Source organism: Acinetobacter sp. CY17 (assembly GCF_059515825.1).
This window is the reverse complement of record NZ_JCAKMX010000010.1, coordinates 18,665-42,063: the sequence shown is the minus strand read 5'-3', so window position 1 is coordinate 42,063 and position 23,399 is coordinate 18,665. Positions and strand designations below refer to the sequence as shown.

Annotated in this window: 15 protein-coding genes; 8 read left to right on the top strand and 7 right to left on the bottom strand. The window is 42.1% G+C overall.

Going from position 1 to position 23,399, the window contains the following annotated elements; all coding sequences use genetic code 11:
- Positions 1 to 10: 10 nt before the first annotated feature.
- Positions 11 to 715: a DUF8198 family protein gene (locus AC5YCI_RS08805; protein ID WP_496129413.1), complete on the bottom strand. Its 705-nt coding sequence runs from the start codon at positions 713 to 715 to the stop codon at positions 11 to 13.
- A 170-nt stretch (positions 716 to 885) separates the two neighbouring features.
- On the opposite strand from AC5YCI_RS08805, the gene pap reads away from it, so the two are divergent.
- Positions 886 to 2,292 carry a polyphosphate:AMP phosphotransferase gene (gene pap / locus AC5YCI_RS08800; protein ID WP_496129414.1) on the top strand — a complete coding sequence of 469 codons (1,407 nt, stop codon included), beginning with the start codon at positions 886 to 888 and terminating at the stop codon, positions 2,290 to 2,292.
- Between the two features lie 39 nt (positions 2,293 to 2,331).
- Here the strand turns inward: pap and AC5YCI_RS08795 are convergent, their stop codons facing one another.
- Positions 2,332 to 2,904 (bottom strand): hypothetical protein, encoded by a 573-nt coding sequence (locus AC5YCI_RS08795; RefSeq protein WP_496129415.1) that lies wholly within the window; start codon positions 2,902 to 2,904, stop codon positions 2,332 to 2,334.
- A 161-nt stretch (positions 2,905 to 3,065) separates the two neighbouring features.
- On the opposite strand from AC5YCI_RS08795, the gene AC5YCI_RS08790 reads away from it, so the two are divergent.
- The 5 genes from AC5YCI_RS08790 (at position 3,066) to pnp (ending at position 15,361) form a co-directional block, all read left to right on the top strand.
- On the top strand, positions 3,066 to 6,713 hold the full coding sequence (locus AC5YCI_RS08790) for an exodeoxyribonuclease V subunit gamma (protein WP_496129417.1): 3,648 nt from the start codon (positions 3,066 to 3,068) through the stop codon (positions 6,711 to 6,713).
- A 2-nt stretch (positions 6,714 to 6,715) separates the two neighbouring features.
- Positions 6,716 to 10,402: a UvrD-helicase domain-containing protein gene (locus AC5YCI_RS08785; protein ID WP_496129418.1), complete on the top strand. Its 3,687-nt coding sequence runs from the start codon at positions 6,716 to 6,718 to the stop codon at positions 10,400 to 10,402.
- Positions 10,402 to 12,093, top strand: a complete 1,692-nt coding sequence (gene recD, locus AC5YCI_RS08780; protein WP_496129419.1) for an exodeoxyribonuclease V subunit alpha — start codon at positions 10,402 to 10,404, stop codon at positions 12,091 to 12,093. Before AC5YCI_RS08785 ends, recD begins: the two co-directional genes overlap by 1 nt.
- A gap of 666 nt (positions 12,094 to 12,759) precedes the next feature.
- The gene (gene rpsO / locus AC5YCI_RS08775; protein ID WP_004692669.1) at positions 12,760 to 13,029 is read left to right on the top strand and encodes a 30S ribosomal protein S15; all 270 of its coding nucleotides are present in this window, start codon (positions 12,760 to 12,762) and stop codon (positions 13,027 to 13,029) included.
- A gap of 244 nt (positions 13,030 to 13,273) precedes the next feature.
- The gene (gene pnp, locus AC5YCI_RS08770) at positions 13,274 to 15,361 is read left to right on the top strand and encodes a polyribonucleotide nucleotidyltransferase (protein WP_496129451.1); all 2,088 of its coding nucleotides are present in this window, start codon (positions 13,274 to 13,276) and stop codon (positions 15,359 to 15,361) included.
- 40 nt (positions 15,362 to 15,401) lie between these two features.
- On the opposite strand, the gene AC5YCI_RS08765 is transcribed toward pnp, so the two are convergent.
- From AC5YCI_RS08765 to AC5YCI_RS08745, 5 genes are all read right to left on the bottom strand, one after another.
- Positions 15,402 to 15,656: an HP1242/YdcH family protein gene (locus tag AC5YCI_RS08765; protein ID WP_496129420.1), complete on the bottom strand. Its 255-nt coding sequence runs from the start codon at positions 15,654 to 15,656 to the stop codon at positions 15,402 to 15,404.
- A gap of 78 nt (positions 15,657 to 15,734) precedes the next feature.
- Positions 15,735 to 16,052, bottom strand: coding sequence for a chaperone modulator CbpM (locus tag AC5YCI_RS08760; protein ID WP_496129421.1), 318 nt, complete (start codon positions 16,050 to 16,052; stop codon positions 15,735 to 15,737).
- Between the two features lie 283 nt (positions 16,053 to 16,335).
- Positions 16,336 to 17,211: an Hsp33 family molecular chaperone HslO gene (gene hslO, locus AC5YCI_RS08755; protein ID WP_496129422.1), complete on the bottom strand. Its 876-nt coding sequence runs from the start codon at positions 17,209 to 17,211 to the stop codon at positions 16,336 to 16,338.
- Positions 17,212 to 17,253: 42 nt separating this feature from the next.
- Positions 17,254 to 19,086 carry a cation:proton antiporter domain-containing protein gene (locus AC5YCI_RS08750; RefSeq protein WP_496129423.1) on the bottom strand — a complete coding sequence of 611 codons (1,833 nt, stop codon included), beginning with the start codon at positions 19,084 to 19,086 and terminating at the stop codon, positions 17,254 to 17,256.
- Positions 19,087 to 19,125: 39 nt separating this feature from the next.
- Positions 19,126 to 21,330, bottom strand: coding sequence for a primosomal protein N' (locus tag AC5YCI_RS08745; RefSeq protein WP_496129424.1), 2,205 nt, complete (start codon positions 21,328 to 21,330; stop codon positions 19,126 to 19,128).
- A 153-nt stretch (positions 21,331 to 21,483) separates the two neighbouring features.
- On the opposite strand from AC5YCI_RS08745, the gene gspF reads away from it, so the two are divergent.
- Together gspF and gspG are read left to right on the top strand one after the other, a co-directional pair.
- Positions 21,484 to 22,689, top strand: coding sequence for a type II secretion system inner membrane protein GspF (gene gspF, locus AC5YCI_RS08740; protein WP_496129425.1), 1,206 nt, complete (start codon positions 21,484 to 21,486; stop codon positions 22,687 to 22,689).
- 11 nt (positions 22,690 to 22,700) lie between these two features.
- Positions 22,701 to 23,165, top strand: a complete 465-nt coding sequence (gene gspG / locus AC5YCI_RS08735) for a type II secretion system major pseudopilin GspG (protein WP_496175438.1) — start codon at positions 22,701 to 22,703, stop codon at positions 23,163 to 23,165.
- The last annotated feature ends 234 nt before the right edge of the window (positions 23,166 to 23,399 follow it).

Genomic DNA, 23,399 nt, shown 5'->3' with positions numbered 1-23,399 from the left:
TCTGCTTAAGTTAAGCAAAAGGTGTTGGGTGACCAGCATGCACTTTAGCGACAATTTCGCGTTCTTGCTCGGTAAAATCACGAACAAATTTTTCGGCTGATTTTAACGGCTTCATGGCAGCAAAACCATCTTGCATAAACTCATACATCACATCAAATCGATGTTTATAAGCGGTGCTTTTACACATTTTAAATGCGGTATGAACCACAAAAGAACGTAAGTACTTGTCTAAGCTTACACCCAATTGATCCAGTTGACGCAGTTGTTCCAAACGCTGCGCACCTTGATCAAGCTTAAGGTAAGTAATACGCATAATTTCATCGGTCAGCGGGGTGTTTTCTGGATAATCTTCTAATAACTGTACGGCCACTTGTTCATCAAGCTGTACCGCCAAAATGGCCAATTGAATCCCAGCTGTACCGGTTTTAATGGCATTTTCTGGAATGAGTTTTTCAGCTTTATGAATTTTGGGAATTAAACGCTCAATTTGTGCTGCTAAAGCATCAAAATCAGGGCCGCCATAGAGGCGATTCATAAAATACTCTGCCATTAACACATTAGACTTTTGCTTAAATTCTTGTGCATGAGTACGAATAATACGTTGCTTTTGCCAATTTTGTACGTCGCGTAAACGTTGCAATAACTGCGGATTTTGGTGATAGTTTAAGTGTTGATAGTTAACTAAAAGTTCATTTAAAACCGCAAGTTTTGACATACGTACTCCAAGCTGATCATTGAGTCTTAAGCTTAATGACTTCGGCTGTGCTCGGCTATGACCAAAACCGATTTAAATATAAAAAAATGTATATCTCGATTGCAGAATGGACAAAATCTTTGTACACATAGCCATAAGCACAACAAAAAACAAATCTAAGGCGGTGGTCAATGAGTGAAAAATTCAAAGTCATGGATGAGGATCAGCTGTCTTTTGATCTCATCGAAGCGCAGTTTGCTTTACGTGAAAGCCGTGACCAGAAAAATGCCAAAAGCTTACTCATTTTGGTCAATGGGATTGATTTAGCAGGCAAGGGGGAGGCAGTTAAACAATTACGCGAATGGGTTGATCCACGTTATTTAAAAGTCAAAGCCGATCAACCCTTGGTGCTTGATCAAACCCAACCGTATTGGTTGCCTTATATGGGTTCTATTCCCAAAGAAGGGCAAATCACCATTTTATTTGGCAATTGGTATAGCGACTTAATCAATACTGCTATGCATGTATCTCATCCGATAGATGATAGTTTGTATGATGAATACATTAAAAAGATGGCAATTTATGAGCAAGATTTAAAAAATAATCACGTTGATGTGATTAAGGTCTGGTTTGATCTGTCATGGGAAACCTTGCAACAGCGCATTGAAGACATGCCACCGAGTGAAGCACGCTGGCATAAGTTGCATGGTATTGATTGGCGCAATCAACACAAATACGACACTTTACAACGCCTACGCAAACGCTTTAGCGATGATTGGTTTATCATTGATGGTGAGGATAAAAATCGCGATCAAATTTTTGCCCAGTATATTTTAAAGGCGCTCAAAGACTGCCCCGAACACCATCAAGGCAGTCAAACCAAATGGAAAGCCAAGCCTATTCCACAAGCATTGCTCCAACCTGAGCAGAGTGTTTTAGCAAAGGCTGAATATAAAGATAAACTGAAAAAGCTCACTGCAGAAGTGGCAGATGCCTTACGTTTTGATCCACGCCATGTGATTATTTGTTTTGAAGGTATGGATGCTGCAGGCAAGGGTGGTGCGATTAAACGCATTGTACAAAAGCTGGATCCGCGCGAATATGAAATTCATAGTATTGCTGCGCCTGAGCCTTATGAATTACGTCGCCCGTATTTATGGCGTTTTTGGCGACGTTTACAAACCGATGGTGATATTAATATTTTTGACCGCACTTGGTATGGGCGAGTTCTGGTCGAGCGAATTGAAGGCTTTGCCCATCCTGTCCAGTGGCAACGCGCCTATGCTGAAATTAATCGTTTTGAACAAGATTTAATTGATCATCATCACGTCATTATTAAATTTTGGCTGGCGATTTCTAAAGATGAACAAGAAGCACGGTTTAAAGCGCGTGAAGACACCCCACATAAACGCTTTAAAATTACCCAAGAAGATTGGCGTAATCGCGAGCGTTGGGATGATTATTTACAAGCCGCTGCGGATATGTTTGCCTATACCAGTAGCCATGACGCACCGTGGCATATCATTGCCACCGATGATAAAAATACAGCGCGAATTCAAGTGTTAGAAGCCATTTTAAAACAGCTCAAAGCCACATAAAAAAACGCTCAGATGAGCGTTTTTTTATAAAAAAGCTGCTTAGTTTTTAGCGGCATCATCTTGTTGCTTTTCAAGGCTTGGTACATTGGTTACAGGTGGGGCAACCGACTCACCACGTTCAACGCCTTGTTTGAGTTGAATGCCTTTGGCCAGTTTATAGCTTTCTTCAACATGTGCTTCGGCTACTTTTTTCATCACCATATAGCCGAGGCCGGCGGCAATCATTTGTCCGCCTAAAGGAATAAATTTAGTCACTTGTTTGGTGACATATTTGGCTGCAATATTATTAAACGATTTTTTCATGGCGGTCCGTGCTACCACCAAACCTGAAAACTCAATGCCACGTTTTTTGAGTTCATTCCAATGAATTTGTTTGGTTTTAGGATCAAAGACAGTAACTTGCTCAGGTGCTAAACCAAAGCGTGCGTTAATCTGTGGAATGAGTTGTGACAAAATTCCCACATCAATAAAAACATCTAAAAATGGAATAGGAATAATCGCAGCACCTGCAGAAACATAGGCACGTTTTTTGACCAATTCCAAGCACTCAGCACGGACTTGTTCTAAATTTAATTTGGGATCAATTGTTTGTGGAATATTATCAATTTTCATCGTGAAATACCTTAAACTAGTGTTGGATTTTTCTTGGTCTATAAAGTGGTGCATGACATCAACTTGGCTTTAATCTGACATAGCACAGGTCATGGGTCTAGTACTGAATCTTTATGATTTTGTAGACAAATTAATACTTTGATTGGGTTTTTGAGGACATTATGGCAATTCATGTGATGCAAAGTCAGCGGATTGAAGTGTTGTTTGAAGCAATGCTACGTGCCGTGCAACAAGCACATAGTAATCCAGTGATGGTATTAAAAGCCCAGCATTTTATTGTCCCTTCAGTTGCCTTAGAAACGTGGCTGACCCAGCGTTTGGCGGAAAAGCACGGCATTAGTGCCAATAACCAATTTCATAGCCGGATTCGTGGTTTTCAATGGTGGGCTTATCAGGAAGTTTTGCATGATCAACGGGATGAAGTGCGTAAAGCCAACTTACCGCGATTAATGATCAAATGGCGGATCTATCAAAGCCTTAAAAATTTTGTGCAAAGCCCGCTTAATCCTTTAACTCAGCAACACCCGTTATATCCCATTATTCAACGGATTTATGCCAGCGCCGACCGTTTAGAAGGCTTTGAACAACTCAATAAAAAACAAAGTATGTTGTATTGGGTGGCTGAGCAAGTATCACGTTTATTTTCCAACTATATGGAATATCGGAGTGATTGCAGCACATGTCATGGCATATGCCGCTGTGGCAGTAATTGGCTGCAAACATGGGGCGCCAACCAAGCCTTAAATGTCGAGCAGATGTTCTTTAATGTGGGTACAGAAATTGAACAATTTCAGTTACAGCAGGCTGTAGAGCTTGAAGCATGGCAACGTTGGCTGTGGCATGTCGTCTTTGCTGAAGATTTTAAGCAAGTGGCGCATATTGATCAGTTATTTTGGCAACGTCTAGAGGATGAAAGTACGCGGCAAGAGGCGCTCAAGCGTTTACCTAAACAGTTGGTGTTGTTTACCTTATTGGATTTACCACCAGTACAACTGCAGTTTTTACGCCGTTTAGGCCAATACCTTGATATTTTTGTACTGCATTACAACCCCTCACAAGAATATTGGGCCGATATGGTCGACCCGCATTGGAAAGCGCGTTATGACGCCCAATTAAGGCAGCGTTTTATTGAACGTGAACAAGCCCAAGGGCGCACGGTCGATGATGCAGCTATTCAAGCTTATGTACAAAAATTTAGCTTAGAATTTCATGCTGAAAAGCGTGATTCACATCATCCGTTACTTACTCGTTTTGGTAAGCAAGCCCGTGACCATTTCTCGTTACTTTCGAGTTTGTCATCCAATGAAGAAGGGCAGTGGTTTGATTTGTTTCCTGAGGATTATCCCAAGACTTTGTTGGGTAAAATCCAAAGCGATATTTTAAATTTAGTCCAACCTGAAGCCAACAGCTATGCTTTAGCAGCCGATGATCGCTCTATTCAAATTCATGTCTGCCATTCGAGTTTGCGCCAACTTGAAGTTTTAAAAGAACAAATTACCCATTGGCTGAGTCAAACTACACCCGATGCGCCGCGCCGTGCCAGTGATATTTTGGTGCTGTGTCCCAATTTAAAAGACATAGAACCGCAAATTCGCAGCACCTTTGCCGCGCCTGTCTCTGAGCGGGAAAGGAGCGAACAAGACAGCGTATATTTACCTATACAAATTGCCGGCGTGACGCAACTTGATGCACAAAATGCATGGCGTGCGGTGCTCGGTCGTATGCAACTGTTACAAGGGCGTTTTACTTTAGAGGAATTTGCAGATTGGCTCAGTTTATTGGCCACCCAGCAGCGTTATAACTTAGATGTCAATGGCTTAGAACGCATTTATGAGTTGCTACAAGCGGCTGGTTTTAAACGTGGTTTTGATGCGCTACATTTACAAGACAGCCTAACCGAAGGCGACGAAGATTATCGCTTTAGCTTTAAATTTGCCTTAGATCGTTTGGCGCTTGGCATTGCGATTCCTGAGCATACGCTGTTTGCACAGACCTTAAGCTATGCGCATGTTCGCCCCAGTGATTTCGCTTTAATTGGTACCTTAATTGAAATTTACCAAGATATTGCGGCACGGCGTACATGGCTCAATCAGCATGAAACCGAAGCCGAGCAAAGTGCAGAACATTGGCTCAATTGTCTCATGCAAGAGATTAACGAGTTTAAAGATGCAGGAGTTACGGTTTTAGATCAGGTTTACTTGTTGGTGAAAAAGCAAGAACGAATGCTGACTTTAACCAGTTTCTATGATGATGCTGAACAAGATGCGCTGCGTAGTTTAACCTTACCATTACCTTATATTTTAGCTGAAGTCGAAAAAAGCTTAACCACGCAATTAGAACACGCAGAACCGACAGGGCATATTACCTTTAGCCAAATGGGACAAATCCGTCCAGTGCCGTATAAATTGGTGGTAATGCTGAATTTAGATAGCGGTAAATTCCCAAATCGTGATCAGCATATTCCCTTTGATTTAATGCAAATTCTGCGGCCAAAATTGGGCGATCGTTCACGTTTAGAAGATGATCAAGGCGCATTTTTAGATGCCATATTGTTGGCCAAAGATAATGTTTGGTTGTTTTATAACGCTTTTGATTTAAATGACAGCGAAGTGCGTGATCCATCTAGCGTAGTACAAGAGTTTGTCCAGCACTTAAATTTCATTACGCAAAAGCATCCTAATCTTGCAGCCAATACTGATGTGCATGGCGTTGAAATTCCAAGTCAATTGCTAAGTGTCTATCAGATTCATCCTCTACAACCCTTTGATCCTGTAGGTTTTCAGCAAAACAACTTAATTCGTTATAAAAACCAATGGTTTAAGGTGGCTCAACAGCTCACTAGTGCCCAGCAGCCACGTCAAGCATGGAGCCGAGGTAACTATCAGTTACAGCAGCTCGATGCGCAGCTAGAAGTGTTGGACAGCGAGCAATGGATAGCAGATATTTTGTTTCCCGCGCGCAGTTATTTAAAAAACTTAGGTGTTAAAAACTTAAGCCCAGCTGATTTGGTTGAAACACAAGAGCCTTTACTCCTCAATGGTTTAAAAAAATATCAGTTACGCGAGTTTATGTTGCAGCAAGGCCAAGCGGAACCTGACCTGGTAAAAGATATTTTACCAGTTGGCAAAACCCAGCATGCGACTTGGCAGCAAAGCCTGTTAGAGCAGGAAAGTTTACTCGAGCGTTTATATGAGTTTGCGCCGCAGCCCAGCACGACCACACGCCAAGTACTAAAAATTCAGCCGCATTTGCAGATCAGTATTCAAGTGCCCAAACACGATACTGATATTTGGGTCAATGTGATGGCAGCAAGTGCTCAGCCTAAACGCCGTGGTCGGGTATGGTTAGAATATTTGTTATGGCTCGCTTATCTTGATTTAGGCCAAGGCGGCACACATTTAAAACGTGTTGCAGTCTGTAGCAATAAAACGCTGGTTTGCCAAGGGGTAAGCTCTGAGCAAGCAAGAGTGTGGCTGAATGATTGGCTTGAGGCGTGGCATTATGCCAAGCAGCAACCACTCTTGTTGCCGGCAGAATTAATTTTAAAAGATGAAGTCAAAGTCGAATGGACGGATGTGTCCAATGGTTTTATGCAAGTCAAAGATTTAGACAAATTATTTAAAGAATGGCGCAAGTCAGATCACTTCGCTGGCTATCGCTATGACCATCAAGAATGGAATATTAAACACCGCGATTGGCAGTTTATTTTACGTGATTGTGATAGTAATCAATTATTAGAAGAAGCCTGTTTAAACTTCTCTTATCGGCTTTATCAACCCATCTTTTGGCATCAAGAGGTACAGGACTAAATATGAATAGTTTTTATCAGCCTGAAGCTTCTTTTGCCCCGATTGTCGATATGCAATTTAAAGGCCTACACTGGATTGAAGCCTCAGCAGGTACCGGCAAAACCTATACGCTGTCGAGTTTAATGGTACGGGTATTGTTACATGATTATCTTCCACATCAAGTGATTGCCACCACCTTTACCCGCGCTGCTGCTGCAGAACTTAAAACCCGTATTCGTAAACGCTTACAAGAGACTTTACATTTCTTACACGGTTATCAAGTGTTTAGCCCAAGTGAAGTGTTGGCGAAAGCGAGCCTTGAACAAGACGTGCTCTTTCAGAAAATCTTACAGGATTATTTTGATAAAATTGGCTATGCCTGTGAGCGTTTAAAGTTAGTGCTTGATCAACTCGATGAGCTGTTTATTGGTACGTTAGATAGTTTTAGTCAAAAGCTGCTGACAGAGTTTTCTTTTGAAAGTGGCAAGATTGAGCATGTCGCAATTAGTGATAACGCGAAGCTGTATACTCAGCAAATTATTCACGATGTATTACGTGAATGGATTCAGTTGCAACCCCAAGTCGTGATTGATTATCTCCTGTTAAATCAAAAGCTAAAATCGGTAGAAAGCTACGCTGCTGTCGTAGAAAGTAGTTTGAATTTTGCATCAGCCAAACTCCAAAACATTCAAGCGCCTCGCCTTGATGTAAAGCAATTTGAACATGCCATTGATGCGCTGCTTGAGCTTGATCTTGCTAGCATTGAGACCTTACGCGATTATTATGCACCCGATGGCAAGCAGCATAGTTTCATTGCTAAAAAATGGCGAGATAACTGTGCCATGCAAGTACTACTCACAGAAAAATTACCGCCATTTTTACAGGCTTTAAAGCTGCGCCGTGGTCAAGCACTCTTTGCACAATCCTTTGAAAGCACTTTAAAAGGCATGATTGATTTAGCCACTAAAAAGGTGATGAATAAATGTAGTGCGGAGGTCTTAGCAGGCTTTGAACAACATCCAACGATTATGGCTTTAGCGAAGTTCTGTGCACAGCTTAAAGATTTACACTTAAATTTAGATGCTTTAGATACTTATCTTAAATATCATTTAGCCAGTGAAGTGAAACGTCGCTTACCGCAGCTTTTACAACAAAAAGGCGAAACCACGTTTTCGCAGCAAATGCGTAGCTTAAGTGAGGCATTACAAGGTGAGCAGGGACAGCGCTTTGCTCAATATGTGCATAGTCGCTATCCGTTGATTTTGGTGGATGAATTTCAAGACACCAACCAAGATCAAGACAATATGCTCAAGCACATTTGGCGTAACCCCAAATGGTATAGCCAAGGCTGTATGATTATGGTGGGCGACCCTAAACAGGCGATTTACGGCTTTCGTGGCGGTGACATGCTTACCTATAGTAAGGCACGTCAAGATGTATTGGCGAAGCAAGGGCGTTTGTATAGTTTAAAATATAATCAGCGTTCGGTGCGCGAGTTGGTTGAAGTGGTCGATGCACTGTTTCAACAGCAAATGGATTTTGGTGAAGGGGTGATCTATAGCCCTGTAGAAGCTGGTGCACGTTCACATCCCATTTGCTATCAACATCAAATCGCCAATCCGAAACCACTACGTTTTATTACGTTGACTGATGCTGACCAAGAGTCAATCCAAGTGGCTTGGCAGATTCGTCAGCTACTGAATTTAAGCGCGCAACAGCAGCTACATTTTGGTGAGCTGGCCGAGCAAAAATTCTTACAACCTGATGATATTGCCGTCCTATCACGTAATCATGACGCTTTAGATAAAGTGCAATATGAATTAAATCGCTTAAATATTCGTGTCAATCGTGCTTCAAAACGCAGTGTCTTTGACAGCCTTATTGCGCAAGATGTAGGTGCGCTGTTAACTGCCATTTTACACCCCTTTGATGAAGCCAAAGTCAAACGTGCACTGCTCAGTCGTTTAATTGGCTTAACGTTGCAAGATTTAACCCAATTGCACAGCCAACCTGAAGGTTTGAGTCAATATATGAATGACTTTGAACATATTCGGGAGATGTGGCTCAATAAAGGGTTCTTAACCGCTTGGCAATACACCCTAAACGTATTTGGAGTGTGGCAAAACTTAGTCCGTTATCAGCATCGTGATAATGAGCGCAGTGTAGTCAACTTACGCCATTTAACCGAAAGCCTGACCCAATACAGTGAAAGCTATCAAGGCGCACAGACTTTATATGCGTGGTATTTAAAACAGATTCAAGCACCCGGGCAACGTGATTGGGAAATGGAGCGTAGTTTAAGCAATAGTGCTGGCGTACAGCTCATGACGATACATCAATCTAAAGGCTTGGAGTTTAAGATCGTATTTTTATTGGGTGCGAGTTCTGCAGGGCGTGAGATGAATAAAACCCTGAACTTCTCTACTCAAATGCTGCCCAATCCGGAGACAGGCCAAGCCGAGCCACAGCGGATCGTGGCGATTAATGATAAACATGGCTTAGATGATGAGGCTATTGCTCAGCACGACGCCCGCCTTGAAGCCGAGCAGCATCGTTTATGGTATGTCGCGCTCACCCGCGCCAGCCATCGTGTATATGCCATGCTCAGTGCTAAAGCCTTGGATAAACCTCATGGTTTACTGTTTTGGAAAAATGCTGCAAATGGCTTTAATCATCCCGGCTGTGTAGATGAGCCCTTGATTTTAGAATGTCCTGAGTTGATTGGTTCGCAGCAAAAGCTTGAGCAAGTGGCTTTAGATGCACTGCCATTGCCTATACAGCGTTTTTATCCGCGTAGTAAAACCAGTTTTAGTGCTTTATCGCAGCATTTAAGCCGTAAACAAGCCATGGATGCACTAGCAGCACAACGTGAACACAATGACAGTGCGGGTGATGATGTGCATGTTGAAGTTGCAAATCAAGTCATCCATCAACCCTTGTCTTGGATCAAACGCAATTTCCCTATGGGAACTTTGGCGGGTGATTTTCTACATGAAATTTTTGAGCATATTGATTTTCAAGACAATAGTGACTGGGGCTTAGAGCTACATCGTCGCTTTAAGAACACCTATCCTGTGCTATGGCAAGAATTACAGCAAAAATATGCCGCTGAATTTGGCGCGCCGCATGATGAGCAGTTATACGCCATGCTAGGTGAATGGTTAGCAGAAGTGTTAATCACACCGTTATTTGATGACTTTAGCTTAAGCCAACTTGAGCCTGAGCAGCATAGTGCTGAATTTCCGTTTTATCTGTCGCTAGCGGATCGCGTGTTTGGGGTACAGCGAATAAGTGAACTATTTCGTGAATACGGCATAGAGATGCTGGCCCTTAATCATGCCAATTCAGCGCGTTATTTAACAGGTTCAATTGACCTTGTATTTTATGATGGTCAGCGTTATCACATTGCTGATTATAAAAGTAACTTTTTAGGCCAAGATCAAGCAGATTATGCCAACGCTAAAATTCAAGCCAATATGTCACAAGCCAGTTATTGGTTGCAAGCGGGTTTGTATTTGGTGGCCTTACATCGGCATTTAAGTGTGCAACTGCAAGATTATGATATGGCAACCCATTTAGGCGGAGCCAGTTATTTATATTTACGTGGTATGAATGGGCACAGTCAGCAGGGCATCCATTATTTTAAACCTGAAGATGAGTTTATTTTACGTTTAGATGCCTTATTAGGGCGTATGCAGGATAAAGCCTAATGCAACAGCAACAACTTGAAACACCGTGGCTCGCGGCATGGAGTCAATATCTCGGAGGTGATTTATCGGCTCAAGCGCAGAATCTGATGCAAGAGGTGTTAATGGCGATGCAACATGGCCACAGCTGTGTTACAGCCTTACCCAAACAGGTACAGACACTGGGTAACTTGGTAGCACCACCTGATCAGGTCGCACCATTTATTTATGATCAAGAATTATTGTATTTGTATCGTTATTGGCAGCTTGAGCAGCATTTAGCTCAGCATGTGCGACGCTTACAACAAGCACAAGTCAGCTGCTTTGCTGTGGATGCCTATAAAAACCTGTTTACAGACCCCCATCAAAATGCTGCTTTAGAGGCTGTTGCGCAGCAAGCATTGACGATGATTACTGGCGGGCCTGGAACCGGTAAAACCTATACCTTGGCCCGTATTATTGCTGCCCTCAATCAAGCCTTGCCCAATTTACGGATTGCTATGGCGGCACCGACCGGTAAGGCTGCCCAGCGTATGAAAGAGGCGCTACAAAAATCCTTTAATGATGACAATATTCGTAACTTAGTCACAGAAGATTTAAAAAATTTAAATCCCATTACCTTGCACCGTTTATTGGGTTTAGGTACGCAGCACCAAGCGCGTTATTCAGCCCAACAGCCATTACCTTTTGATGTGGTGGTGGTAGATGAAGCTTCGATGCTGGATTTAAATCTGGCGAGCCTATTATTTGCTGCTATTGGTGCGGGAACACGTTTGATTTTATTGGGGGATGCCAATCAGTTGGCTTCTGTAGATGTCGGCGCAGTGTTAGCAGACTTACAGCAAGTCAATGCTTTAGCGCCACATCGGGTGCATTTACATACCAGTCGACGTTTTAAGCAAGGTGCCCGTATTGGTGAAGTGGCAGGCTTTATTCAAAAGCAGCATCAGGCAGATCGTGTATTAACTGAATTTGAACAGTTGGTACCCAATGCGATATGGCAAGCAGTTGAACTCAAGGATGAAATGAATGACATTGTACAATTGCAATATTTACCTGAAAGTCTAACAGCAGAGCTTTATAGTCAATACTATGATCAATTGATGTTGGGTTTTTCAGGCTATGTAACTGCATTAAAAGATTATTTAGAGAGCCAAGAACCAGAAACACATGTGGCAAACGTATTAGCACGTTTTGATGACTATCGTATTTTAACCGCCATTCGACAAGGTCAATTGGGACTTTATCAAATTAATCAACAGATTGAAAAACGCATTTTGCAGCAATTAGCCTTACATACGACGAAACAAGGCGATTGGTACGTTGGACGACCAGTCATGATGACCTATAACGATTATCAACTGGGCTTATCGAACGGTGATATTGGCATCTGTTTGCAGCGTTTTCGTGATGGTGAATGGCAGTTTGATGTGTATTTCCCAAGTTTAGAAAAGTGGCTGCCTGCAGCACGCTTACCCAAAAATATTGAAACTGCTTTTGCTCTCACCATTCATAAGTCACAAGGTTCAGAGTTTAAACATACGGCTTTGGTGCTAGATCGCTATGCAGCTAATTTGTTGAGTCGTGAGTTGATTTATACGGCAATTACGCGAGCCAAGTCAGTAGTGAGCATTTTGGCAGATAAACATAGCCTCCAACAGGCGCTGCTTGTCATGACAACCCGTCAAAGTGGTTTGCAAAAAAAACTAGCTTAAAAGTGATTTTTTTTGACTATTTGGTCTAAAACCTCACTTTGTAAGCAATGGCTTACAAGGATTCGAGAAATTGACGCATAGAGCTTAACTTGAGTTTCTGCGAATATAGCTTTAACAAAAGCTCAACACGGAATGTTGAGAATAATCGCATAACGATAATCATAAGTCGAAATGACAGCGAACTTACAGGAAGGTAAGTCACAGAGGAAACTTACAGCCGCTAAGCCTTGTAGTTTTGGGAGAGACTACAAGGCTTTTATTTATCTGCGCTGTTCACGTAAGCCAAAGCGCACAGCATAAGCAGCCAAATTCGACTTGGTTTAACCTCACTTTGCTTTACAATTGTTGATATAAGGAAAGCAAAACTCACAAGGAATAAGTGGGTATTACAACAAAAATATATAAAAGCAAAAATAAGTGAAGAAATTACAGCGCAAAAAGCCCAAGTTCTGCTTGGGCTTTTTTATTTTGTTTATTGAATAGTGACTAAGATTATTAAGTTTTCCCATCAACTTAGCCTGATAAATCACATTTAAGCGAAAGCAATTTTGCAATCGTATGCAATATGGCTTAAAATAGTTGCCTTGCTGTAGTGATGCACGGCAGTCAATTTGCAGAAATTGATTAATATCGAATTTTTTTACAAAAGCATCTCGGAGAAATCGAATGGCTTTAACAAACGCAGATCGCGCAGAGATCATCGCTAAATTTGCTCGTGCTGAAAACGACACTGGTTCTCCAGAAGTTCAAGTAGCGCTTTTAACTGCTCAAATCAATGACTTACAAGGTCACTTCAAAGAGCACAAACACGATCACCATAGCCGTCGCGGTCTTATCCGTATGGTTAACCAACGTCGTAAGCTTCTTGACTACCTTAAAGGTAAAGATGCTACTCGTTACAGCGATTTGATTGCTGCTTTAGGTTTACGTCGTTAATTCGATTTAAACTTTGTTTTTGGATTATTGCATGCTAAGTGCCGTAGGACTAAAAACAAAAGTATATCTAACTTCGGTTAGATAATGGGGAAGGGGCGAATGTTCGCTCCTTCTTTGTGTTTAAAATCTAGTGAGGTCGGCTTCTAAGCTTTGTCATTTATGCTTTGGCTTAAAAAAGTACCGATGAATGCCAAACCTTAGGGGTCTCCACTAGAATAAAATCAGGAAAGAATAGAACATGTCGATGTTTAATATTATTCGTAAAGAATTCCAATTTGGTCAGCACCAAGTTGTGTTAGAAACAGGTCGTGTTGCACGTCAAGCAAACACTGTTGTGATTACTATGGGCGGTGTAACTGTACTGGTTGCAGTTGTAGCACAGCCTACAGCAAAAGCGGGTCAAGATTTCTTCCCTTTAACTGTTAACTATCAAGAAAAACAATATGCTGCGGGTCGTATCCCTGGTGGCTATGGTAAGCGTGAAGGCCGTGCTTCTGAGTCTGAAACTTTAATTTCACGTTTAATCGACCGTCCAATTCGTCCATTGTTCCCAGAAGGTTACTACAACGAAATCCAAGTAACGGCAACGGTTGTATCTTCTGACAAAACGATGGAAGCTGACATTGCAGCCATGTTGGGTACCTCTGCAGCACTTGCGATTGCAGGCACACCATTCCGTGGTCCAATTGGTGCGGCGCGTGTGGGTTTAATCAACGGCGAATACGTTTTAAACCCAAGCCATGAGCAATTAAAAGAATCTGACCTTGACCTTGTGGTTGCAGGTACAGAATCTGCAGTACTGATGGTTGAATCTGAAGCGAAAGAACTTTCAGAAGACCAGATGCTAGGCGCAGTACTGTTCGGTCATGACGAAATGCAAATCGCGATTCAAGCGATTAAAGAGTTTGCTGCAGCAGCTGGCGCGAAAGAATCTGATTGGGTTGCACCAAGCAAAAATGAAGATCTTCGTGCAAAATTAAAAGAAGCTTTTGAAGCGAAAATCTCTGAAGCTTATACCATTGCAGTGAAACAAGACCGTTACGCGGCACTTGATGCATTACACGCTGAAGCGCTTGCTCAATTCGTTCCTGAAAATGATGAAACAGGCATTGCAGACGAATTAAACGAATTATTTGAAGATCTTAAATACCGCACAGTACGTGACAACATCTTGTCTGGTAAACCACGTATTGATGGTCGTGACACTAAAACTGTACGTGCCCTTGATGTACAAGTCGGTGTATTAGACCGTGCGCACGGTTCTGCATTATTCACACGCGGTGAAACTCAAGCGTTGGTAACAACGACTTTAGGTAACACGCGTGATGCATTAATGGTTGATACTCTTGCAGGTACCAAAACTGATAACTTCATGCTTCACTACAACTTCCCTGCATACTCTGTAGGTGAAACTGGTCGTGAATCTGGTCCTAAACGTCGTGAAATCGGTCACGGTCGTTTGGCACGTCGTGGTGTGCAAGCGGTTCTTCCACCAGCTGATCGCTTCCCGTATGTGATCCGTATTGTATCTGACATTACAGAATCAAACGGTTCATCTTCAATGGCTTCTGTATGTGGTGCTTCATTATCTCTTATGGATGCAGGTGTTCCACTTAAGGCGCCAGTTGCGGGTATCGCAATGGGCTTAGTAAAAGAAGGCGAGCGTTTTGCAGTCTTGTCTGACATCTTAGGTGATGAAGATCACTTAGGCGACATGGACTTTAAAGTGGCTGGTTCTGCTAACGGTATTACTGCGCTACAAATGGACATCAAGATCGAAGGGATTACCGAAGAGATCATGGAAGTTGCATTAAACCAAGCATACGCTGGTCGTATCCATATCTTAAATGCAATGAACCAAGTGATTTCACGTGCGCGTCCTGAAATCTCTATGCATGCGCCTACATTCCAAGTGATCAACATCAACCCTGACAAGATCCGTGATGTGATTGGTAAAGGTGGTGCAACTATTCGTGCTATTACTGAAGAAACTAAAGCGGCGATTGATATCGAAGACAACGGTACAGTTCGCGTATTTGGTGAAACGAAATCTGCTGCAATGGCTGCAATCGCTAAGATTCAAGCACTGACTGCTGAAATTGAACCAGGTACAATCTACACAGGTAAAGTGATTCGTATTGTTGAATTTGGTGCGTTTGTGAATATCCTTCCGGGTACTGATGGTTTACTTCACATCTCACAAATCTCAAATGAGCGTATTGCAAACGTTGCAGACGTACTGACTGAAGGTCAAGAGATTAAAGTACAAGTGGCTGATGTCGACAACCGTGGTCGTATTAAATTGACTATGAAAGACATCGAACAAGCATAATTGTTGATGACTTGAAAAAGCCCGCATTCGCGGGCTTTTTTTATTGGCTTTGCGCCTGTAATAACATCAAATACATTTGATCTTTAAGTTTTAATTTCTGCCGTTTGAGCAGTTCTATGTCGTCACGAATTTGCTTGACTGGATCTTGTTCCAATAAATTCACCTCACGATCGAGTTGTTCATGCTGTTCGAACATTTTGGCAAAATGGGGATTTTCTTCGCGTAATTTGGGAATTAAATCCTTAAATTCCGGAAACATGAACTTGGTCTTTTTATTACATTCTTTGGTCTTCATAGCGTGTTAATGATCTCAACAAAGCGTCTATAGACATACAGCAGCTTAAAAGCTGCTGTGCGAAGGGGATGGAGCAATTTAACTATGCATAAAGTTGCAATGTTTAACCTGCTTACGTAATTGTTGCACTTCATCAATTAAGTCAAGCATCATGGCAACTGCAGAAAAACTGGCGTTAAAATCGCGTTGCAAACGGTAGGCTTGTTGGGCACGCACAACATCAGCAGCAAAAAACTGATGAATGCGTTCTTCAGGTCGGCGTGGCAGAATGTCGTATTCTAAGAGCTGTAATACCCACTCTGGGCTTTGCTCACACGCCTCAGCAAAGCTTTGTAAGTCAAAACTTAATGGCTCATCAACATGGTCTAGGGTTTCACGATAATGGATTGTGGTCATGGCCATCTCCTTATAATCGGGTGTAGCAGTATTACTTTGCTACAAAAAAACTCTATTAAGCATAAAAGATTGCGGTTGTGATTACACAATGAGTTCAGTCTTGAAAATGTGTATTTATTGTTGGCCAAGACTAAGGTGGCAATATGCTTAATCTGTCTATTATTTAGTCATTATTCTATGTTTTGCTAAATACGCCTAGAGGGTATTTGTGAGGCTTTGTTGCAAAGTGATAAACGGTTAAATATAAAAAAGGCAGCTAAGCGCTGCCTTTTTTGATGATAGCTTAACTTAAGTGTTCGCCAAATAAGCCTAAAGCCTCTTCTGCGCTAAAGGTATACACTGTGTTACAGAATTGACAGTTCATATCAATTGGGTTTTGATGTTCTAAAGTTTCACGTACACCGCTGACGCCCAATTGTTCTAGTGCAATCGCACAGCGCTCTTTCGAGCAAGTACAGCCAAATTTGAGTTGTTCAGCTTCAGGTAAGCGCACTTCTTCTTCGTTATATAAACGATATAAGATATCGGTTGCAGTTAAATCAGTCAGCTCTTCAGCTTTTAACGTGCTGGTCAACATAGTTAAACGTGGCCATAAATCTTCATCCACGCGTTGCTGTTCTTCTTCACTGTTACGTGGTAACAGTTGGATGAGTAGGCCACCAGCACGTTGTTCATTGCTGGCAAGGACAATACGCGTTGCAATTTGCGCAGATAAATCATAGTACTGCATTAAGCAGCCGGCTAAAGTGTCATGCTCAAGCGGCACAATACCTTGATAACGTTGACCCACATCTGGCTCAATATTAATAAATAATACGGGTTTGACTAAAGTCTTTAATACTGTGCTTGAGTCAATCGCTTGGTTAAAATGCGGGTCAGCTTCGTATTCGGCTAAGGCACGGACTTCACCTAAATGGTTACATTCAGCCATGGCCCATTTTAAAGTGCCTGATGCTTGAATTTGTAAGCTAATACGACCTTGAATTTTTAAGGTGCTGGCTAATAATGCTGTGGCGCTCAGCATTTCACCCAATAAAATTTTAATGGCAGGGGCATAGTCGCGCTGCGCTAAAATGGTGGTTAAGGCATGCTCAAGATGCACCACTTCGCCACGAACAGGGCTATCTTCAATAAAAAAACGTTGACGTAAATCAGACATAAAATTCTCCAAACCCTGTCTTAATGGTGGCTATATTGTAAATCACAAGTCATTTGCCTTCATCTGTTGTAATGCGGAGGCTGGTGTTAAATCATCCACTGTCGCTGCACTTCGTTGACTTTTGAGTTGTAGATCTTGTTGCATTAAATAATGCAATTCATCTAAGGCCGCTTCTTGGGTTTGATATAGTTTAATATCATCGTATTCAATGTGCTGTTGCTGACGTTGTAGTTTTTGGTCGTGAATACGAAACTGAGTAATATGCTCTTGGGCACGATCTTGAGGTACGCCTAAATATTGCAAGCTGTGTTGAGCTAAATCTAAGGCCGATAAATAGGTTTCACGCCAAATATGCTCGATACCTAAATCACGCAGCAAATGGGCATGATGCCGATCTCGGGCACGGACTAAAAGCTGAAGATCAGGATAATTGAGCTGTAAATAACGCACGATATTGATATTGTCTTCTACATCATCTACAGCAATAACAACAAGTTTTACATCGGCTAAAGGAAGTTGTTGTAAAGCTTGCTCATCGCTAGCATCCATTTTAATCAAGCAGCCGCCATAAGCACTTAAATCTTGCTGAGGATGGATATGGTTATCAATGGCGCTAAAGCCAATATGGTTTGCATGCGCCACGCGCGCCACCAATTGTCCAACGCGGCCAAAACCAATAATTAGCAGGTCTGCCAGCTCGTGAGAATAAGCAGCATTCTCTTGATGATGGAGTCGTGGTAATACATAACGCTGAATGAATTGCATGATCAATGGTGCACTGATAAAGGACAGTAGCAACAGCAGTAAATAAGGCTCAAGGATGTGCGCAGGAGCAAGTTGGCTGGCAAAGGCACTGTATAACAGAATAAAACCAAACTCACCGCTACTGATGAAAGCTGTACTGATTAAGCAACTCTCTGAGCACGGCACTTTAAAATAACGTGCTAAAGCGAAGTAAATGCTGGTTTTTATAAAAATGAGCAGCAATAAGCCTAGTGCTAAAAACAGTGGCTGCTCGAGTATAAGATGCAGGGGCAGGCTCATGCCCAACACAATAAAAAATGCCGCAAACACCAAACCTTTAAACGGAGCACTATACTGCGCAATGCGATGATGAAAGCGCGAGTCAGAAATTAAAAATCCAGCCAATAACGCCGCTAAAGTATCATGAATACCTAAAGCATCTAAGGCAATAAAGCTTAAACTTGCAGTCAGTACAGCACTGGCCAAAACTAGTTCATGGGTATGTGTTTGGTCTAAATAGTCAAAAATAGGTTGTAGCACATAGCGCTGTAATAAAACTAAACCACTCAGCGCAGCAACAATGCTCATGACATAGGCCAAGCTATGTTGGGGAGAGGCGAAGCCGGCTAAAATGGGCAGACAAGCAATCAACACCACTGCCCAGATACTCTGTACGATCCCAAAGTTAAATAGTTGCTGACCCAGCGATTGATGAAATTGCTTGGGTAACTTAATTTGTTGTTGTAACAGGCTAAAACTGACCAAGATTAAAGCTGAGCTTATGATAAAACTGACCAACAGCGATAAGTCCAAACACCATATGCCAATACTGCTGAGCAGCAATATACTTAGTCCTAGGGCATAACTGGGCAGTTGAATGTCTAGTGCTTTAAGCTGCATCAAACGTGGTACTTGCAACTGCATACCGATTAAAAACAACAACAGCAATAAACCAAGATGTTGTAATTGTTTAAGCTCCACACTTAAAGGGATGACATCCAGTAAGTAAGGGCCAAGGGCAATACCTGTACCAACATAGCCGATAAGTGTGGGTAAGCCTAGCCGTTTGGTGAATGGCACCAAAACTAAGGCAAACGCCAAAATAATCGTCAATTGAATCAGTAAAGACATGCGCCTTCCTTTGCATTTTAAAGCATAGAGTGTACTGAATTAACTCAGTTCTTGTGGGTCAATATCTAGACTAAGTTTCATATGTGATGGCTTTTGTTGCAATAGATTTGGCCACCATACGCCCAACTGTAAGTGCAATTGGCTACGCTCTGTGGCTAAAAGCACCATATGCGCATGAAAACGTCCAGCTTTGCGTTCCATTGGCGCGGGAATCGGGCCCCAAATTGTGATCTGATGATCTGACATATCACGTAAAAATTGTGCATGTTGAGTCAGTATATCTAGATTTTGATCTTGATTACGGGATTCGCAGCGCACTAAAGCGGCATAACGAAATGGCGGTAATTGCGCAATTTCACGCTCCGCCAAAGTTTGCTTGGCAAAAGCGCGATAATCATTGTTGACCAAGGTACTCAGCAGTGGATGATCAGGTCGTAGGGTTTGTAAATAGACATCACCTTTACGCTCACCGCGGCCAGCACGCCCCGCTACTTGAATAATAAGCTGTGCTGTACGTTCGGGCGCGCGAAAATCCACGCTAAGTAAGCCTGAATCAATATCTAAAATGGCAACCAAAGTTACATATGGAAAATGATGACCTTTGGCGAGCATTTGCGTCCCCAATAAAATCAGCGGCTCGCTGCTATGAATCTTGTCATAAATTTTTTGCCAACTGCCGACCCGACTCGTCGAGTCCCGATCGACGCGTAACACAGGATAATCGGGGAATAAATCTGCGAGCTGTTCTTCGACTTTGCCTGTGCCTAAACCAATCGGTTTGAGGTCTTGATGATTACAGCTTGGACAAGTATCGGGTTTACGTTGAATCGTGCCGCAGTGGTGACAATGTAAATGTACATAAGGCTGATGATGCACGGTAAAGTTGGCATCGCAATTGGGGCATTTGGCTTGCCATGCACAGCTATCACAAAGTAAAACCGGTGCATAACCCCGTCGGTTTAAAAACACCAACACTTGTTCTTTTTTTTCTAAGCGCTTTTTAATTTCGCCAATTAAGCTTTGGCTAATGCCATGCACTTTGGGTTCAACTTTTAAATCTAAGACATGAATTTTCGGCATTAGCGCCGTGCCTGCACGCTGATTGAGTTGCAACGCGGTCATTTTACCTTGTTGCACCAAAGCATAGCTATCAATACTTGGCGTGGCTGAACCTAAAACAATTGGGCATTGTTGTAAATGCGCCCGATACAGCGCCACATCCCGCGCATGATAACGGAAGCTTTCTTGTTGTTTAAACGATAAATCATGTTCTTCGTCTAAAATGATCAGGCCTAAATGGGCCATAGGGGCAAAAATGGCTGAACGTGTGCCTAAAATAATCGAAGCTTTACCCGTTTGTGCATGTTGCCACGCTTGTAAACGTTTGGAGTCATTTAAGCCTGAATGCATTAAGACAATATTGCAGTGGAAACGCGATTGAAAACGGCTAATGGTTTGCGGGGTCAGCCCAATTTCAGGCACCAACACCAAAACTTGTTTGCCTTGTTTTAAGACCTCTTGCATGACTTGCAAATAGACTTCGGTTTTACCACTGCCGGTTAAACCATCGAGCAAGAAAGCTTGGTATTTGTTTTTGGCTTTTAAAATACTTTGAATTGCGGCTTTTTGCTCATCATTGGCAGTTAGTGGCATTTGTGCCAAGGTCATTGGCATGGGGCTAAAATCTTGCGGTTCTAGCACACAATCTACAATGCCTTTTTTTTCTAAAGCTTTTAAGGTGGCGGTTTCAATACCCGCTAAATTTAAAATATTTTCTGCGGTCCCCGTCGGATGTAATTTTAAAACTTTATAGGCTTCGCGCTGTTTTTCCGAACGTTTTAGTTTATCTTCGGCAATCACATCCAATACTCGCCACATACGCGCCAACAAATTATAGGGTTTACCTTGGCGTAACAGAGTGGGTAGTGCGCTATGTAATACTTCGCCGAGTGGAAATTGATAATATTTAGCAGCCCAATACAGTAGTTTTAAAGTAGTTTCATCAAAAATAGCGTCGTCATCTAATAATTCGGTAATACTTTTTAGTTTAATATTGGGGTCTAAGGGCGCATCAAGTGCGAGTTTTTCAGTAATGATGCCCACTAAGTTTTGTCGACCAAATGACACCGCCACCCTTGCGCCCACTTTCGCTTGCTGATATTGGCTTTCAGACAGCATATAATCAAAGCAATCGTAAAGGTGTACCGGTACGGCAACACGGACACGATAGTGAAGATGGGACATAGCACGCTCAACTTTAGCAAGTAAACTCAACTGAGTGTGTGACAAGTAGTTATGTTAGAGTGACACACAATTTTATAGCCCTCACTATGAATGATTTTGCGCTTTCGACGCAACTGAAGTTCGGGGATTTTTTGGAAAAATTAGAGCATTGACATGCCTGCATATCAATTTACTGCACTCGATGCGGCAGGGAAACAGCAAAAAGGTGTACTTGAAGCGGATTCAGCACGGCAAATTCGTCAGCAATTGCGTGATCAACATTTACTACCAATCCACGTTGAACCTGTAGAACAAAAGCAAGATGCTGCACGTGCAACGTGGTGGCAAAAAAAGGTCAGTGCCTACGATTTAGCCTTGATGACACGCCAGCTTTCGGTATTGATTGCCGCAGCAATTCCCTTAGAAGAAGCGCTACGCGCGGTGAGTAAACAGTCTGAAAAAGCCCATGTACGCAACTTACTGATTTCCGTTCGTTCTAAAGTTCTAGAAGGTTACTCACTGGCCAAGGCCTTAGATCAGTCTGGACGTTTTCCTGAATTGTATATCGCGACGATTGCTGCAGGTGAGCGTTCTGGACATTTGGATCTTATCTTAGAGCAATTGGCGGATTACACCGAAAATCGTTTTGCTATGCAAAAAAAGATTCAAGGTGCAATGATTTATCCCATTATCTTAATGCTCATGTCTTTTTCGATTGTTATGGGGTTAATGACTTATGTGGTTCCTGATATTGTCAAAACCTTTGATCAAAATCCTGAAGCATTGCCCTGGATTACGGTGGCTTTAATGTATGCCAGTGATGTGATTCGTATGGCATGGCCAGCAATGTTGCTGATGAGTGGAGTAGGACTGGTACTGTGGCTACGCTTTTTAAAAACCAATGCTGGGCATTATGCCTTTGATCGCGTAGTCCTGAAGCTGCCTTTGTTGGGTAAATTATCACGCGGGATTAATGCGGCACGTTTTGCCAGTACCTTATCTATTTTGACCCAGTCGGGTGTACCTTTAGTGGATGCCTTAAAAATTGCCGCAGCAGTGAGCAATAATTGGGTGATTCGTGATGCTGTTAATTTAGCTGCAGAAAAAGTCACCGAAGGTGGCAACCTAGGTACGCAACTAGAGCGCAGTGGCTATTTCCCACCCATGATGGTACAAATGATCAAAAGTGGTGAAAGTTCTGGTGAGCTAGACCGTATGTTAGAACGCTCTTCAACCATGCAAGACCGTGAAGTGACCAGTTTGATTAGTACTTTATTGGCGCTACTTGAACCTTTAATGTTGGTACTCATGGCCAGTATTGTGTTAGTGATTGTGATTGCGGTGATGCTACCGATCGTCAATATGAATAATATGATTTAACAAAAACGTGTATGAACGAGATGAACATGAATACAGCAAAACAAGCGCTGCCACGTTTTAAACGTGCTGCGGGTTTTACCTTAATTGAAGTCATGGTGGTGATTGTGATTTTAGGGGTGTTAGCAGCGCTGATTGTCCCAAATGTGATGGGGCGTGGTGAAAAGGCCAAAGTTGATACCACAGTGATTACCTTAAAAGGGGTCGCAGGTGCTTTGGACCAATATAAATTAGACAACAGTCGCTATCCAAGTATGCAAGATGGTGGTTTAGAAGCCCTAGTCACGCAACCTGAATCAGCGAAAAACTGGATGCCAGGTGGTTATATCAAAGGTGGTTATCCAAAAGACAGTTGGGATAATGACTTACAATATATCGCACCAGGCAGCGATGGTCGTGCCTTTGATTTATATTCATTTGGTGCAGATGGCAAAGAAGGTGGTGAGGGTACAGACGCCGATATTTTCTACCAACCTTAATTAAGAATCATTCTAGATTTTTAAGTGATGGAATATATCACTTCAGTTAATCGGGTCTTTCTATTTATACTGAAGTGATAATACATCTTAATTAGAAATATTATATTAAGTTATTGATTTATATTTATTAAAATAATAATCGCGTGATGCGATTTATAATAAGAATTATTCCCATATTTATTGATTACAATAATTGAAAAATATGCAGATTAATGGGGTTTTTATTTAAAAAAT

Coding starts and splice junctions, on each gene's coding strand:
- AC5YCI_RS08750 (WP_496129423.1), bottom strand. CDS start 19,086: ATGTCTTTACTGATTCAATTGACGATTATTTTGGCGTTTGCCTTAGTT.
- AC5YCI_RS08760 (WP_496129421.1), bottom strand. CDS start 16,052: ATGACCACAATCCATTATCGTGAAACCCTAGACCATGTTGATGAGCCA.
- gspF (WP_496129425.1), top strand. CDS start 21,484: ATGCCTGCATATCAATTTACTGCACTCGATGCGGCAGGGAAACAGCAA.
- rpsO (WP_004692669.1), top strand. CDS start 12,760: ATGGCTTTAACAAACGCAGATCGCGCAGAGATCATCGCTAAATTTGCT.
- AC5YCI_RS08745 (WP_496129424.1), bottom strand. CDS start 21,330: ATGTCCCATCTTCACTATCGTGTCCGTGTTGCCGTACCGGTACACCTT.
- AC5YCI_RS08790 (WP_496129417.1), top strand. CDS start 3,066: ATGGCAATTCATGTGATGCAAAGTCAGCGGATTGAAGTGTTGTTTGAA.
- AC5YCI_RS08795 (WP_496129415.1), bottom strand. CDS start 2,904: ATGAAAATTGATAATATTCCACAAACAATTGATCCCAAATTAAATTTA.
- pap (WP_496129414.1), top strand. CDS start 886: ATGAGTGAAAAATTCAAAGTCATGGATGAGGATCAGCTGTCTTTTGAT.
- AC5YCI_RS08785 (WP_496129418.1), top strand. CDS start 6,716: ATGAATAGTTTTTATCAGCCTGAAGCTTCTTTTGCCCCGATTGTCGAT.
- hslO (WP_496129422.1), bottom strand. CDS start 17,211: ATGTCTGATTTACGTCAACGTTTTTTTATTGAAGATAGCCCTGTTCGT.
- gspG (WP_496175438.1), top strand. CDS start 22,701: ATGAACGAGATGAACATGAATACAGCAAAACAAGCGCTGCCACGTTTT.
- recD (WP_496129419.1), top strand. CDS start 10,402: ATGCAACAGCAACAACTTGAAACACCGTGGCTCGCGGCATGGAGTCAA.
- pnp (WP_496129451.1), top strand. CDS start 13,274: ATGTTTAATATTATTCGTAAAGAATTCCAATTTGGTCAGCACCAAGTT.
- AC5YCI_RS08765 (WP_496129420.1), bottom strand. CDS start 15,656: ATGAAGACCAAAGAATGTAATAAAAAGACCAAGTTCATGTTTCCGGAA.
- AC5YCI_RS08805 (WP_496129413.1), bottom strand. CDS start 715: ATGTCAAAACTTGCGGTTTTAAATGAACTTTTAGTTAACTATCAACAC.